Source organism: Burkholderia sp. AU27893 (assembly GCF_002223205.1).
Lineage (GTDB): Bacteria > Pseudomonadota > Gammaproteobacteria > Burkholderiales > Burkholderiaceae > Burkholderia.
In genome coordinates this window covers 867,128-882,203 of record NZ_NKFD01000004.1, presented here as the reverse complement: position 1 = coordinate 882,203, position 15,076 = coordinate 867,128, and the positions used below count along the sequence as shown (strand labels likewise).

The following is a 15,076-nucleotide window of genomic DNA, read 5'->3' as shown; positions in this document are numbered from 1 at the left end:
GTTCCGGCGGGCCGACAAACGCGGGGCCGGTATTCCGGTACGAGTGCGTAAAGGCTCATCGTTGTTCTTTTGCGTATCGCGGGTGCAGGAACCGCGCGGCCGGCGCGTCCCGCTCCACATGCACGGACGTATCCTGCGCCGACCGGCATGCAGCGTCAAGCAGTTGTCGCAGTGCAGCGAAGCGCTGCGCGCCGCCGTTGGAACACCGGTAGCGAGATAGCTTTCAGCACGGTAAGGATCGACAGGACTGCGACCTGTCGGGCTCGGTCAGGATTGCTTGGCATCGCTTGCGCAAGCTTCCGGATTGAAAGCTTGTGACGCCCGGCCTCGTCCTGGCGGACGACTCAGAAGCCGTAGAGTACGGTCGGGTTGTCGACCAGAATCGCGCGACTGACCGCGTCGTCCGCCGTGCAGTCGTCCAGCCAGCCGAGCAAGCACAGGTCGTCGGGGACCGGCGACGCGTTCGGGTGCGGCCAATTGCTGCCCCATACGCATCGCGCCGAATGGTGGCGCGCCAGCACGGCGGCGAGACGCGCGACATCGTCATAGCCGGGCGCGCCCGAGCGCGACGTCTCGTACGGCGCGGACAGCTTCACCCAGGCGTGGCCGCGGTCGAGCAGGCGCCGCAGCGCGAGAAACGCAGGCGCGTCCGGTGCGACGGGCGTCAGGAACTTGCCCGTGTGATCGATCACGACCCGGGCCGGTAGCGAGGTCAGCAACGGCACGACCTCGGGCAGCGTCCGGCCGTCGAGCTGCAGGTCGACGTGCCAGCCAAGCGGCGCGATCCGCGCGGCCACGCTCTCCAGTTCGTCCCACCGCGCCAGGCCGCCCGCCAACGTCATGAACCGGACGCCGCGCACGCCTGCCGCGTGCAATCGCGCCAGTTCGGCATCCGGCACGTCGGCCGGCAACGTCGCGACGCCGCGCGCCTGCGGGCCGAATGCGGCCAGCGCGTCGAGCAGGCAACGGTTGTCGACACCATAGCCGGTCGGCTGCACGATCACGACGCGGGCCAGGCTGAGCGTCTGCTGCACCCGGCGATATGCCTCCACCGGCGCGTGCGGCGGACGGAAGGTCGCCGTCGGCGCGAGCGGATACGCGTCGTCATAGATGTGGATGTGGCAATCGCACGCGTCGGCCGGCCGCCCGGTGGGTGTGTCGGGTCTCATCGCGCGCCCGCCCCGGTATCGGCCCCTGCCGTGCGCCAGCGCGCCAGCCGCGACGCGTGCGCCGCGTTGACGGCACCGCGCGGCACGCTTCCGGCGAGCAGCGCGGCAAGCTGATCGACTGTCTCCAGCGCCTGGTGCTCGACCGCGGGCAGCGTCAGGCCGCCGACGTGCGGCGTCGCGATCACGCGTGGATGCGCGGCGAGCGCGGGTGTCGGCATCTGGTCCGGCGCGCGCCCGACGTCGAGTGCACAGCCCGCGAGCCGGCCGGTGTCGAGCACATCTAACAGCGCCTGCTCGTCGACCAGTTCGCCGCGCGACGCATTGATGAAGTACGCGCCCGGCTTCATGGCCGCGAACGCGCCCGCATCGATCAGGTTCGCGGTGGCCGGCGTCGCCGGCGCGAGGCACACGACGAAATCGGCCGCCTGCAACAGCGCCGCGAAGTCGACCTGTTGAAGCGTCGGCGCATCGACGCGCACGTACGGATCGCTGACGAGCACGCGCATCCCGAGCGCCGTCGCGATCGGCGCCAGGTGGCGTGCGATCTGTCCGTAACCGATCAGGCCGAGCGTGCTGCCGCGCAATTCGCGCCCCATCTGCGGCATGGGCGGCATCCGTTGGTGGTAGGCCGACGCATAACGGCCGATACCGCGCGCGAGATCGATCATCGCGCCGATCACCCACTCGGCGACCGCCGGCGCGAAGCCGGGGCTCGCCTGCGTGACCAGCACGCCGAACGTGCTCGCCGCGTCGACGTCGACGGTGCGGATATCGACTGCGCAGCGCAGGAACGCCGCCAGCGCGGGCAGCCCGGCGAACAGCGCACGCGGCGCGGGCGTCTGTCGGTACGCGATCATCGCATCGCAACCCTGCGCGGCCGCGATCAGTTCGTCCGTGCCCATCTCGCGATCGAGCGGATTGCACGTGACGTCCGCGATCGCCTGCAGCGCGCGCATGGCCTTCGCGCCGAAATAACGGTCGAGCATCCCCGACGGATGCGTGACGAAGACGCGCGTCATGCGGCGCCTCCGTGCGAGTGGTCCGCTTGCGGCGGCGGCGCGACCGAGGCGCGCTCGATGAGCGTCACGCCGGAGAATACGTGCGGCTCGCGCGCCAGCGGCATGTCGCCGTCCGCCCGCATCACGCGCCGCACCATGTCCTCGGCCATCGCGGTGACGGGCAATTGCACCGTGGTCAGCGCCGGATTGGAAATCGCCGACAGGAAATGACCGTCCATCCCGACGACCGACACGTCGTCCGGCACGCGCAGGCCGCCATCGCGCAACCCGGCCATCAGGCCGAGCGCGAACAGGTCGTTGACCGCGACGATGCCGGTCGGCCGCGCCGGATCGGCGGCAAGCGCGACACCCAGCGCGCGCCCCACGTCGACGATCACGGCGTCGCCGTATTCATTCGCCGGGCCGCCGTCGAACACCCGCGCGTGTGCGTCGACGCCCGCCTCGCGTGCCGTCTCGAGAAAGCCCCGGATCTTGTCGCTGCGGCTCACCGTCATGCCGGCGACCGTCGCGAACGCGAGCCGCCGGTGTCCCGCATCGACCAGGCAGCGCGTCGCGAGCCGCGCGGCGGCCTCGTTGTCGGCCGTGACGTGTTCGACCTTCGACCGTTCGCCGGGCGTCGCGCGCCGGTCGTAGCTCACCACCGTCATCCCGCGCTCGGCCGCGCGCTCGAGGTGGCTTTCGTCGGCCAGCGACGAAATCACGATCACGCGCCGCACGCCATGCGCGAACAGGTCGTCGAAGAACGATGCTTCCTTCTTCGCATCGCGATACGTATTGCCGATCAGCACGCGATGGCCGTACCGCTCCTGCGCGCAGGCCTCGACCTCGCGCGCGATGTAGCCGTACATCGGGTTCGCCATCGACGGCACCAGCAGCCCGACGAGCGGCGTCTGCCCGGTCTTGAGCTGGCGCGCGAGCGTGCTGGGCCGGTACTGCAGCGCTTCCATCGCGGCCTTCACGCGTTCGAGCGTTTCCTGCTTCATCTGGTCGGTGCGGCCGTTGAGCACGTTCGAAACCGTGCTGACCGAAACGGCCGCATGACGGGCCACGTCCTGAATCGTACTCATGTCGTCTTGCTGTAAAAGGCGGCTACAGGCCGAAATGGGCCGGCAGCCACAACGAAAACGCCGGCACGAGAATCAGCGCCACGAGGGCGGCGACCAGCACCAGCAGATATTTCACCATCGGCCGCGCGACGTGCCGGACTTCGGTGCCCGTGATCGCGCAGGTCGTGAACAGACCGAGTCCGACCGGCGGCGCGAACAGGCCGAGCCCCATCGCCACCACCACGACCGTGCCGAAATGCAACGGGTTGATGCCGAGCTGCAGCGCGATCGGCGCAAGCAGCGGCCCGAAGATGATCAGCGCCGGCGCCCCCTCGAGCACCGCGCCGAACACGATCATGACCAGCGCCGCGAGCAGCAGGAACATCGTCGCACCGTACTGGTGGGCGAACGCGGTCATTGTGCCCGAGACCAGCGCCGGGATTTGCTCGATCGACAGCGCGAACGACACACTCGACGCCGCGGCGACGATGAACAGGATGCCGCCGGCCATCGACGCCGCACGCACGAACACGCGCCCGACCGACCGCCACGTCAGCTCGCCAAACGCGAGCCAGCCCGCCACGAGCGCATAGACCACCGCGAACGCGGACACCTCGGTCGACGTCGCGATCCCCGACGTCACGCCCTTGCCGATCATCGCGACCATCACCAGCGCGACCAGCGCGCCGCCCGCGAGCGGCAGCCACGCGCGGCGTTCCGTGAACACCGCCGCGACGTCGATCCTGCGCCCGGCGATCACCGTGACCACCGCGAGCGACGCGGCCAGCACCGCGGCCGGCACGATGCCCGCGACGAACAGCCCGGCAATCGAGATGTTCGCGACGAAGCCCATGATGATCATGTTCACGCACGGCGGGATGGTCTCGGCCATCACCGCGCTGCACGCGAGCAGCGCGGCCGTTTCGTCGGGATCCTGGCGCGCACGGCGCACCGCCGGCATCACGACGCCGCCGACGGCCGCGACGTCGGCGAGCTTGGAGCCCGACACACCGGAAAAGCAGGCCGTCGCGAGAATCACGATCAGGCCGAGCCCGCCGCGCACGCGCCCGAAGATCCGCAGCAGCAGCTCGACGAGCCGCGCGGACATGCCGTTCGATTCCATCAGCAGCCCGGCCAGCACGAAGAACGGCACGGCGAGCAGCACGAAGTGATCGGCGCCGGCCATGACCTGCTGCGAATAGACGAGCAGCGGCAGGGTCGGGTCGGCGAGGAAATACAGCAGCGCCGAGAACGCGAGCACGAAGCCGATCGGCACGCCCAGCACGAGCCCGCCGACGAAACCAGCTGCCAGCAGCAGGCCCGGCGCGATCGCATGCGCCGGCGCCAGCGCATTCCATCCGTACAGCGCGGCCGCGAACCCCGCGCAGCACGCGAGCGTGCCGAATACCCGGCGGCGCGGCGCGTTAAGCGCGTTCGCCAGCGCGAACACGGTCATGAACAGCGCGCCGAACATCATCGGGTACACGTTGATCCAGCCCGGCAGCCCGCCCGGCGTCAACTGGTCGTACGAATCGGCCAGCAACTGGCACGACGACACCAGCAGGTTCAGCGAGACGGCCGCGACGATCCAGTGGCCGATCTGCACGAGCGCGCCCTGCCAGCGCGCGGGGAACGCGCCGCGAAACAGGTCGATGCCGACGTGCTGGCTGCGCCCGAGCACCGTCGCCGCACCGAAGAACACCAGCACGATCATCAGCGCACTCGCGACTTCTTCGGTCCAGTCGAGCGGGTCGTGCAGGAAATAACGACACACGACCGACACGAACACGACCAGCACATCGACGGCCAGCACGGCCGCGGACACGTATTCGATCGCGCGCAGCATCGCGTCCAGCACCCGCGCGCCGCGTCGTGCCGGGCGGCCGGCGTCAGGCGCCGTCGCGGCGCCCGAAACGGAACAGGTCTCCATCGTTCAGCCCCGCCCGGCGGCGATCGCCGGAAACAGCGGCGCGGTGGCCGGATACTGCGTGGCGAATGCCGTATAGAGCCGGTCGTGCATCGTCTGCCGCAACGCCGCGCGTTCGGCCGGCACCATCGGATGGAAGCGCATGCCGTGCTGCTTCAGCGCCTGTTCGGCCTGGTCGGCCTTCTGCGCGGCAATCGCGCGCTGCTGCGCGGTGGCGTCGGCTACCGCGCGATCGAACGCGGGACGCAGGTTCGCCGGAATCCGGTCGAGCGCACGCCGCCCCATCACGACGGTCATCGCCGCAAACACGTGCTGCGATTGCCAGCACGACTTCACCACTTCGTCGAACTTGCTCGCGAGCACCGTGGCCGGATCGTGCTCGAGCCCGTCGACGACGCCCGTCTGCACGGCCATGTACAGCTCGCCGAACGGAATCGGTGTCGGCACCGCGCCCATCGCCTTGAAGGTATCCATGAACGCGGGCGTCGGCAGCACACGCAGCTTCGTGCCCTTCAGCCCCTGCAGGGCCAGCACGGGCTGCTTCGTGAACACGCAGCGCCCGCCGAAATGCGAGCCCCAGGTCAGCACCGAGCAGCCCGCGCGCTTTTGCAGCAGCGCGTTCAGGCTGGCACCGACCGGGCCGTCGAGCACTTTCGCGACATGCGCATAGCTGTCGAACAGATAGCCGAGATCGAGCATGCCGAGCTCCGGCGCCACCGTCGCCCAGATCGACGAACCCGCGATCATCATGTCGATCGCGCCGATCTTGACCTGCTGCACGACATCGCTCTCCTTGCCGAGCTGGCTGTTCGGAAAGTAGTCGACCCGGATCGCGTCGCCGACACTCGCCTTCAGGTTCGCGGCAAGACGCTCGTACCACACGTAGTGCGCGGCGTTCTGGTCGGCCGGCATCGACGACGAGCAACGCAGCGTCACGACCGGCTGCGCGCGCACGGCTTCCGGCAAGCCGCCTGCGGCCGCGAGCGTCGCGGCGGACACCGTCTGCAGAAAGCGCCGCCGGGTGTAGGTATTCATGGGCCGTCTCCTTTGCGATGGCGTCTCGCGACGCACTGTATCGATTTAGTGTATCGATACAGTAATACGACGACCGATGAGATAAAAATGAGGGTTTTCCCGTGACAAGGGTGGAAATCAGGGATCTCCGGCGTCTATTTCCAATCGATTTCTTTGCAAATCAACGGAATTCACGCTGATTTCGAAATGACCCGGAAATGATTCGAGCGGGCACCTCGAATCGTCAGACGACAGACTTTAAACCCGGCAGACAGGCGAGACGCTCGCGCGAGTCGCCCCTCGCCTCTATGCGCCCGCTTCGTCGGCGCTCTCGGTCAAAAACCGCTCGACCATCGCGTTGAACACCGGCAGCGCCGGGTTGTCGTTGTCCGCGCGCCACGCGAGATACAACTCGGCCGCCACGTCGGCACCCGCCAGCGGCCGGAACACCACGCCGTCCACATGCAGTTCGCGCGCCGATGCCGGCACGAGCGCGGCGCCGAGCCCCGCGCGCACGAGGCCGAGGATCGTATGCGTCTGCCCGACGTAATGCAGGTAGTTCGGCAGCCGCCCCGCGTTCGCGAACAGGCCCGAGATCAGGTCGTGGAAGTATTTCCCCTCGTTCGGCGAATACGCGATGAACGGCTGCCGGTCGAGCTCGTCGGGGCCGATGCGCTCGCACGCGGCGAGCGGCGCGCCCTCCGCGACCGCGACCAGCATCGGCTCGCGCTGCACGAGCCGGTATTCGAGCGGCTGGCGCGCGGCGCGCTGACGCACGAAGCCCGCATCGAGCATCCGCGACGCCAGCGCATCGATCTGTACGGTCGACACCATCTCGCGCAATTCGATGTCGACGTCCGGCAGCGCGTGCGCGGCGTGCGCCAGCAGCATCGGGATCATCCGATACGCGCTGACCGCCGTGAAGCCGAGCGTGATGCGGCCCGCGCCGCCATGTGCGACGCGCTGCGCGGCCTGCTCGGCCCGTGCGGAGAATTCGAGGATGTGCCGCGCGTCGCGCAGAAAGCGCTCGCCGGCCGCGGTCAGGCTGACCTGCCGGCTGCTGCGTTCGAGCAGCGCGATGCCGAGCGCATGCTCGAGCAACTGGATCTGCCGGCTGAGCGGCGGCTGGGTCATGAAGAGCCGCCGCGCCGCGCGACCGAAATGCAGCTCCTCGGCGACCGCGACGAAACAGCGAAGCTGGTGCAGTTCAATCATCCAATTCTTGAATCAATCGATAGTCTTTTGATGTTAGACGCATATCGATGCGATTTCTATACTCGGTTGCACCTGATGCGCGGCACCGGCCCGCGCCGCGCACGACGACCGAGACCTTCATGACCATCGACATCCTCCTCACCCAGCCGCTTCCCGACGCCATCGACGCCGAACTGTCCGCCCGTTACGCCGTGCACCGGCTGTATGCGGCCGAGCAGCCGGACGCGTTGCTCGACCGCGTCGCCGCACGCATTCGCGGTGTCGTGACCGGCGGTGCGAACGGCCTCGCCGCCGCGCTGATGGACCGGCTGCCCGCGCTCGAGATCGTCGCGATCAGCGGCATCGGCACCGACGCCGTCGATCTCGACCGCGCGCGGGCACGCGGCATCCACGTGACGACAACGCCCGACGTGCTGACCGACGACGTCGCCGACATGGCGATGGGGCTGATCCTGATGACACTGCGCGACCTCGGCGCCGGCGAGCGCATCGTGCGCGCCGGCCGCTGGGGCAAGACGGCCCAGCCGCTCGCGACGCAGGTGACCGGCAAGCGGCTCGGCATCGTCGGGCTCGGCCGCGTCGGCCGCGCGATCGCACAGCGCGCGCAGGCGTTCCGGATGCCCGTCGGCTACTTCGGCCCGCACGAGCATCGCGACAGCGGCTATCGCTTCGTGCCCGACCTCGCCGCGCTCGCGCGCGACAGCGACGTGCTCGTGATCGCGGCATCGGCCGATCACGGCAACGTGCTCGTGACCGCCGACGTGCTCGCCGCGCTCGGCCCCAAAGGATTCCTGATCAATATCGCACGCGGCAAGCTGGTCGACGAAGCCGCGCTGATTCGCGCACTCGCCGACGGCACGATCGCCGGCGCCGGCCTCGACGTATTCGCGAACGAGCCGCACGTGCCGGCCGAATTGCTCGAGCTCGACCGCGTCGTCGTGCAACCGCACCGGGCGAGCGCGACCCGCGAAACCCGCGAAGAGATGGGCCGGATCGTGCTGGCCAACCTCGCCGCGTGCTTCGCGGGCCAGCGCCCGCCGACCAGCGTCACACGCTGATCGCAGCCCACCGCACGGCTGCCCCTCGTTACAACACCGGATGCCTCCGCACGACGGAGGCCAGGAGACACGCATGCCCAATCGATCCAGCGGCGCCGCCCTCGCCGCGTCACCCGCCGCCTCGCGCACGATCGGCCGCGTCCGCTATGCGGTCCTCGCGCTGATTTTCATGGTCACCGTCATCAACTATGCGGATCGCGCGACGATGTCGATCGCCGGCACCGGCGTCGCGCACGACCTCGGGCTGACGCCCGTGCAGCTCGGCATCGTCTTTTCCGCGTTCGCGTGGGCCTATGCGATCGGACAGATTCCCGGCGGCTGGCTGCTCGACCGCTTCGGCGCACGGCGCGTGTACGGCCTGAGCCTGCTGCTGTGGTCGGTGTTCACGATGCTGCAGGGCACGGTCGGCTGGCTCGCCGTGCAAGGCGCGTCCGCCACGCTCGCGCTGTTCGTCATGCGCTTCATGCTCGGCCTCGTCGAATCGCCGGCGTTCCCGGCCAATTCGAGAATCGTCGCGTGCTGGTTCCCGACCGCCGAACGCGGCACGGCGTCGGCCCTGTTCAATTCCGCGCAGTACATGGCCGTCGTGCTGTTCACGCCCGCGATGGCATGGCTCACGCATGCGCTCGGCTGGGAGCACGTGTTCCTGTGGATGGGAATGCTCGGCATCGCGCTCGCCGCGCTGTGGTTCGCGTGGTATCGCGAGCCGCACGGCCACCCGCGCGTGAGCGACGCGGAGCGCGACTACCTGCGCACCCACGGCGCGCTCGTCGATCTCGAAGCGAACCGCGTGCGTCATCGGCCGCGCGTGTCGTGGCACGACGTGTCGCAACTGTTCCGCCACCGGAACCTGTGGGCGATCTACATCGGCCAGTACTGCATCACGGCACTCACCTACTTCTTCATCACGTGGTTCCCGATCTACCTGATCAAGGGGCGCGGGATGACGATCATGGAGGCCGGCTGGGTCGCCGCGCTGCCGGCGATCTGCGGCTTCACGGGCGGCGTGCTCGGCGGCGTGCTGTCGGACTGGCTGATCCGGCGCGGCATGCACCCGTCGAAGGCGCGCAAGACGCCGTTCGTCGTGGGGATGGCGATGGCGACGCTGCTCGTGCTTGCGAACGGCGCATCGTCGAATGCGGTCGTGATCGCGCTGATGACGATCGCGTTCTTCGGCAAGGGCCTCGCGGCGGTCGGCTGGGCCGTGCTCGCCGACACCGCGCCGGAAGGTATGGTCGGGCTGAGCGGCGGCGTGTTCAATGGCCTCGGCAACATCGCCGGGATCGTCACGCCGCTCGTGATCGGCTATTTCGTCGCCAGCACCGGCTCGTTCGCCGGCGCATTGTGGTTCGTCGCCGCGCACGGGCTGCTCGGCATTGCCGCCTACGCGTGGCTCGCGGGCCGCTTCGAGCGGATTCGCATCGCGCCGCACGCATGAACCGCGCCGCGTTGCGAGCGGTGCGCGCGGCGCACGACCGTGCCGATCGTCACGCGCGCTTGCGACCGCCCGGCGTCAGTTCGGTCGTCAGCCGGTCGAGTTCGCGCAGGTCGTTCTCCAGCGCGGGCGTGAGCGTCGTGCGAAGGTGGTCGAGGAACGTGCGGATCTTCGCGTCGAGATAGCGGCGCGTCGCGTAGACGGCGTACACGCTCACCGTCTGCAGCCGATACTCGGGCAGCACGCGGATCAGCCGCCCCTCGCGTATGTCGTCGAGAACCGTATACAGCGCGACGCACGCGATCCCGCGCCCGGCGCGCACCGCGACGCACAGCGCGTCCGGCACGTTGACCTGGAACGGCGCGGGCTGCAGTTCGTAGACGGCCTCTTCGCCGTCGCTGCGCTCGAGCCGCCATTCGCCGGCCGGCGACGCAGGCGTGTCGAGCCGCAGGCACACGTGGTTCGGCAACTCGTCGGGCGACTGCGGCGTGCCGTGGCGCGCCAGGTATTCGCGCGACGCGACGAGCACGCTGCAGCTCGTGCCGCAGGTTTGCGCGACATAGCCCGAATCGGGTAGTTGCGACGCCGTCACGATCGATACGTCATAGCCCTCCTCGACGAGATTCGGCATCCGCTGCGCGAGCGTCAGTTCGACCGACACGTCGGGGTTGTCCTCCTGGTAGCGGACGATCGACGACACGACATGACTCTGCCCGAGCCCCGTCATCGCATGGATGCGCATCTTGCCGCTCGGCCGCAGCAGTGCATTGCGCGCCTCCGCGTTCGCGTAGTCGATCTCCGCGAGGATCGATTTCGCGCGCTCGAAATAGCGTTCGCCGCTTTCGGTGAGGCCGAGGTGGCGCGTCGTGCGATGCAGCAGCCGCGTCTGTACGTGCGCTTCGAGGTTCGATACCGCGCGCGACACCTGCGCGGTGGTCGCGTCGATTTCCTTCGCGACCGCAGTAAAACTGCCGGATTCGACAACGCGCACGAACAGGCGCATGTTTTCGAGCATGTCCATTGAATTGGCTTGGGGGAGTCAGTGGGGAGGCGTCGGCAGCGCTCGCGTCAGGTGGGGAACGGAACGCAGCCGCGAACCACGTCGAATCGATCACCGTGCCGGGAGAAAGGCGGGAGAGCGGGCATCGCGTACGGGGTTCTGGCATGACGGGGGATTCAGTGGCCCGAATTGTACGCCGCTGCAGACAAATTTGCGCGGATCTGCGGCCCGCAAACTCTCATCTGATGAAAGGTTCTTGCAAGCAACGCGCGTCGCGCACGTGCAACGGCCTGATGCAGCACGACAATTTGTATCACAACACGATATAATTCGCCGCTTGTCGCTGCGCGCCTCCGCGCCGTCACTCTTACCGCTTACCGTCCATGTCGTCAGGCTCCCCTTCGTCGCGCCGCACGTTGCGGCAATGGCTGCACAGCTTCATTCCCCATCCGATGTCGCTGGGCTGGCGCGAGCGCCTGCGTTCGTGCACGGGCGCGCTCGTCGGCATCGCGACGGTCGGCGTGACGATGCGGCTGCTGCCCGGCGTGCCGGGGCTCGTGCCGTTGCTCGTCGCGCCGATGGGCGCGTCGGCCGTGCTGCTGTTCGCGGTGCCGGCAAGCCCGCTCGCGCAACCGTGGTCGATCATCGGCGGCAATCTCGTCGCGGCGACGGTCGGTGTCGCGTGCGCCCAATGGATCGCCGATCCGATCACGGCCGCCGCGGTCGCGATCGCGTGCGCGATCGGCGGCATGTTCGTGCTGCGCTGCGTGCACCCGCCGTCGGGCGCCGTCGCGCTCACGGCCGTGGTCGGCGGCCCCGCGATCCATTCGCTCGGGTTCAGTTTCGTGCTCGAGCCGATCGCGCTGCAATCGGCCATCCTGCTGTCGGCCGCGCTCGCCTATCACGCGCTGACCGGGCACCGCTACCCGCACGGCGGCGTGCGCCCCGACGCGAAACCGCAGGCAGGCGGCGCCGCACCCGCGCGCGGCGGCTTCACGCGCGGCGACCTCGATGCGGTGCTGAAGCGCCGCGGCGAATGGCTCGACGTCGATCCGGACGACCTCGAAGCGCTGCTGCGCGAAACCGAGATGCAGGCCTATACGCGCACCTTCGGCCAACTCTCGTGCGCCGACCTGATGACGAAGCATGCGATCGAAGTCGCGCCGTCGACGTCGGTGACGGCCACGCTCACGCTGCTCGACCGCCACCGCGTGAAGGCGCTGCCGGTCGTCGACGGCGAAGGCCGCCTGACCGGCATCGTCACGCGCGCCGACCTCACGCGCCAGCTGCGCCGTCCGACCCCGCTGTGGCAGCGCCTGTCGGCACGGCTACCGCAATCGTTCGGCGGCCAGCCGGCGAGCGTCGCCACCGTGATGACGCGCGACGTCGCGTGCGTGCCGGAAACGATGCCGATCACCGCGCTTGTCCCGCTGTTTACGCATTCGGGCCACCACCACATTCCGGTCGTCGATGCATCGCGCCGGCTCGTCGGGATCATTACGCAGACGGATCTCGTCACGGGCCTCTATCGCCAGACGCAAATGCTCGAGGCCGCGTAGCGCATGCGACGCGCGTAACGCGCCGACACAACGCGGAGTGCATTTTATTCGCCCCCATTCGACCATTTATATCATGTTGTGATATATTCATCGCTACCGAAACTGACTGTCCGACCGCCCCGATGAACGATACCCGACGCGCGCTGACGAAAGGCGATTTCCAGCAACTGTCCGAGTTCCGCTACCAGATGCGCCGCTTCGAGCGCTTCTCCGAACGCGCCGCGCAAAGCGAAGGCGTGACGCCGCTGCAATACCTGCTGCTGCTGCACATCAAGGGCTATCCGCATCGCGAATGGGCGACCATCGGCGAACTCGCGGAACGCCTGCAGGCACAGCATCACGGCGTCGTCGCGCTGGTCACGCGCTGCGAAGCGCTCGGCCTCGTGAAGCGCAAGACGAGCGAAGCGGATCGCCGCCAGGTCGAGGTCCACCTCGAGCCAGCCGGCGAAACGCTGCTCGCGCGTCTCGCGGCCATGCATCGCGCCGAGCTGAAGTCGCTCAAGGACGCGTTCCAGGTTCCCCGGATCGATTACTGACCCCTGCTCTTTCCACACCGATGAACGCACCCCACAAACGCGATTTCGCGACCAACGACCGCCTGCCCAGGATCGCGTTGCTCGCCGCCGGGATCGGCCTGCTCAGCACGCTGGCCGCATTCGTGCTGTTGAGCCTGATCCACCTGTTCACGAACCTGTTCTTCTTCCAGCAGTTCTCGTTCGCCGATCGCTCGCCGGCGAACCACGCGCTGGGCGCGTGGGTGATCGTCGTGCCGGTGATCGGCGGGTTGATCGTGGGGTTGATGGCGCGTTTCGGTTCGGAAAAGATCCGCGGCCACGGCATTCCGGAAGCGATCGAGGCGATCCTGTTCGGCAAGAGCCGCATGTCGCCGAAGGTCGCGATCCTCAAGCCGCTGTCGTCGGGCGTCGTGATCGGCAGCGGCGGCCCGTTCGGCGCCGAAGGCCCGATCATCATGACGGGCGGCGCACTCGGCTCGCTGATCGCGCAGTGCGTGCACGTCACCGCCGCCGAGCGCAAGACGCTGCTCGTCGCCGGTGCGGCCGCCGGCATGACGGCCGTGTTCGGCACGCCGGTCGCCGCCGTGCTGCTCGCGGTCGAACTGCTGCTGTTCGAATGGCGCCCGCGCAGTTTCCTGCCGGTCGCGCTCGCCTGCGCAGTGGCCGGTTTCGCCCGCGCCGTGTTCTTCGGCGTCGATCCGCTGTTTCCGTTGACCACGGCCGCACCAACGCCCGTCGCGCTGCTGTCGTGCATCGTCGCGGGCCTGCTGTCGGGCATGCTCGCGTGCGGCCTGTCGGCGGCGCTGTATCGCGTCGAGGACACCTTCGCGAAGCTGCCGGTGCACTGGATGTGGTGGCCCGCGCTCGGCGCGATCGTGATCGGCATCGGCGGCTGGCTCGAGCCGCGCGCGCTCGGTGTCGGCTACGACGTGATCGGCGACCTGCTGCATCAGCACATCGCATTGAAGATCGCGCTCGCGCTGCTGATCGTGAAGGCCGTGATGTGGGTGATCGCGCTCGGCTCGGGCACGTCGGGCGGCGTGCTCGCCCCGCTGCTGATGCTCGGCGCCGGCCTCGGCACCGTGCTGTCGCCGATGCTGCCGGGCGGCGACCCGGCGCTATGGCCGCTGGTGTGCATGGCCGCGACGCTTGGCGCCACGCTCGGCGCCCCGCTGACCGCGATCGTGTTCGCGTTCGGCCTCACGCACGACGCGAATGCGTTGCTGCCGCTGCTCGCGGCGACGCTCGTCGCGCACGGCTTCGCGACCGTCGTGATGAAGCGCTCGATCATGACGGAAAAGATCGCACGTCGCGGTTACCATATCTATCGCGAATACGGCGTCGATCCGCTCGAGCGGCACGACATCGGCGAAGTGATGACGTCGGCCGACCGGCTCGTCGCGATCGACGGCGCAGCAACGCTCGAGGCCGTCGAGTCGCAGTACTTCGGCGCGAAGCAGACGCACCGTGCGTACCCGGTCGTGCAGAACGGCCGCCTGCTCGGTCTCGTCGATCGCGCGACGCTCGACGCGCAACGCGCCCAGGCCGCGGCCAACACGCCGATCGCGGCCGCATTCGCCGAGCGCGCGCCTGCGGTCGCGCAGGCACACGAAACATGCCGCGTCGTCGCGTCGCGACTCGCGATGCTCGGCCTCGAACGCCTGCCGGTCGTCGACGACGAGCAATCGATGCGCATCACGGGCATCGTGTCGCGCAGCGACCTGATCAAGCCCGCACTCCAGCACTTCGACGACGAACAGAAGCGTGAACGCTTCCGCCCGATCGTCCCGGCCAACCTCCGCGACATCGGCACGCGCAAGGCCGGTTGACTCACTGCATTGCGCGGCACTCTCGCCGCGCACGCCCTGCTCGCGTCACCGCTTGCGCTCGATGCGGCACGCCCCGCGCGTGCCGCATCGCATTCCGCCGCTTCCCGTGTTTAAAGTTGGTTAACAATTCGACGGGCGAAAGTTTGTCATCATGGTGTTCATGCGACGGGGCCATCCAACTAGCCATTCCACTTCGCGATCCAATAAAGAGTCGCGGCACGGCATGCACACACATGCCGTTCGCCGCGACCGTCACGTCACCACACGACCGGGCAGCGCGCCGACCATGC

At 68.6% G+C, this 15,076-nt stretch carries 12 protein-coding genes; 5 read left to right on the top strand and 7 right to left on the bottom strand.

The window, feature by feature from the left end:
* Positions 1-344: 344 nt before the first annotated feature.
* The 6 genes from CFB47_RS23855 to CFB47_RS23830 all read right to left on the bottom strand — a co-directional run bounded on the left by CFB47_RS23855 (position 345) and on the right by CFB47_RS23830 (position 7,390).
* Positions 345-1,169: an amidohydrolase family protein gene (locus CFB47_RS23855; RefSeq protein ID WP_089462478.1), complete on the bottom strand. Its 825-nt coding sequence runs from the start codon at positions 1,167-1,169 to the stop codon at positions 345-347.
* Positions 1,166-2,188, bottom strand: coding sequence for a hydroxyacid dehydrogenase (locus CFB47_RS23850; protein WP_089462477.1), 1,023 nt, complete (start codon positions 2,186-2,188; stop codon positions 1,166-1,168). The genes CFB47_RS23855 and CFB47_RS23850 overlap by 4 nt, the downstream gene beginning before the upstream one ends.
* Complete coding sequence (locus CFB47_RS23845) at positions 2,185-3,255, bottom strand: LacI family DNA-binding transcriptional regulator (RefSeq protein ID WP_089458399.1); 1,071 nt, start codon at positions 3,253-3,255, stop codon at positions 2,185-2,187. The genes CFB47_RS23850 and CFB47_RS23845 overlap by 4 nt, the downstream gene beginning before the upstream one ends.
* A gap of 22 nt (positions 3,256-3,277) precedes the next feature.
* Positions 3,278-5,164, bottom strand: coding sequence for a TRAP transporter large permease subunit (locus tag CFB47_RS23840; protein WP_089462476.1), 1,887 nt, complete (start codon positions 5,162-5,164; stop codon positions 3,278-3,280).
* 3 nt (positions 5,165-5,167) lie between these two features.
* Positions 5,168-6,196 (bottom strand): TRAP transporter substrate-binding protein, encoded by a 1,029-nt coding sequence (locus tag CFB47_RS23835; RefSeq protein WP_089462475.1) that lies wholly within the window; start codon positions 6,194-6,196, stop codon positions 5,168-5,170.
* 285 nt (positions 6,197-6,481) lie between these two features.
* Entirely contained in the window at positions 6,482-7,390 is a 909-nt protein-coding gene (locus CFB47_RS23830) for a LysR substrate-binding domain-containing protein (RefSeq protein WP_089427287.1), read from the bottom strand.
* A gap of 119 nt (positions 7,391-7,509) precedes the next feature.
* Between CFB47_RS23830 and CFB47_RS23825 the strand changes: the two genes are divergently transcribed.
* Both CFB47_RS23825 and CFB47_RS23820 read left to right on the top strand, forming a co-directional pair.
* Positions 7,510-8,448, top strand: a complete 939-nt coding sequence (locus CFB47_RS23825; RefSeq protein WP_089463526.1) for a 2-hydroxyacid dehydrogenase — start codon at positions 7,510-7,512, stop codon at positions 8,446-8,448.
* A gap of 73 nt (positions 8,449-8,521) precedes the next feature.
* Positions 8,522-9,886, top strand: a complete 1,365-nt coding sequence (locus CFB47_RS23820) for an MFS transporter (RefSeq protein ID WP_089462474.1) — start codon at positions 8,522-8,524, stop codon at positions 9,884-9,886.
* 49 nt (positions 9,887-9,935) lie between these two features.
* Here CFB47_RS23820 and CFB47_RS23815 read toward each other — a convergent pair whose 3' ends face one another.
* Positions 9,936-10,904 (bottom strand): LysR family transcriptional regulator, encoded by a 969-nt coding sequence (locus CFB47_RS23815; protein WP_089427284.1) that lies wholly within the window; start codon positions 10,902-10,904, stop codon positions 9,936-9,938.
* A 362-nt stretch (positions 10,905-11,266) separates the two neighbouring features.
* Here CFB47_RS23815 and CFB47_RS23810 point away from each other — a divergent pair, with 362 nt between their 5' ends.
* From CFB47_RS23810 to CFB47_RS23800, 3 genes are all read left to right on the top strand, one after another.
* Positions 11,267-12,442, top strand: coding sequence for an HPP family protein (locus CFB47_RS23810; protein WP_089462473.1), 1,176 nt, complete (start codon positions 11,267-11,269; stop codon positions 12,440-12,442).
* 122 nt (positions 12,443-12,564) lie between these two features.
* Positions 12,565-12,978, top strand: a complete 414-nt coding sequence (locus CFB47_RS23805) for a MarR family winged helix-turn-helix transcriptional regulator (protein WP_089458406.1) — start codon at positions 12,565-12,567, stop codon at positions 12,976-12,978.
* A gap of 20 nt (positions 12,979-12,998) precedes the next feature.
* Positions 12,999-14,786, top strand: coding sequence for a chloride channel protein (locus CFB47_RS23800; RefSeq protein WP_089458407.1), 1,788 nt, complete (start codon positions 12,999-13,001; stop codon positions 14,784-14,786).
* The last annotated feature ends 290 nt before the right edge of the window (positions 14,787-15,076 follow it).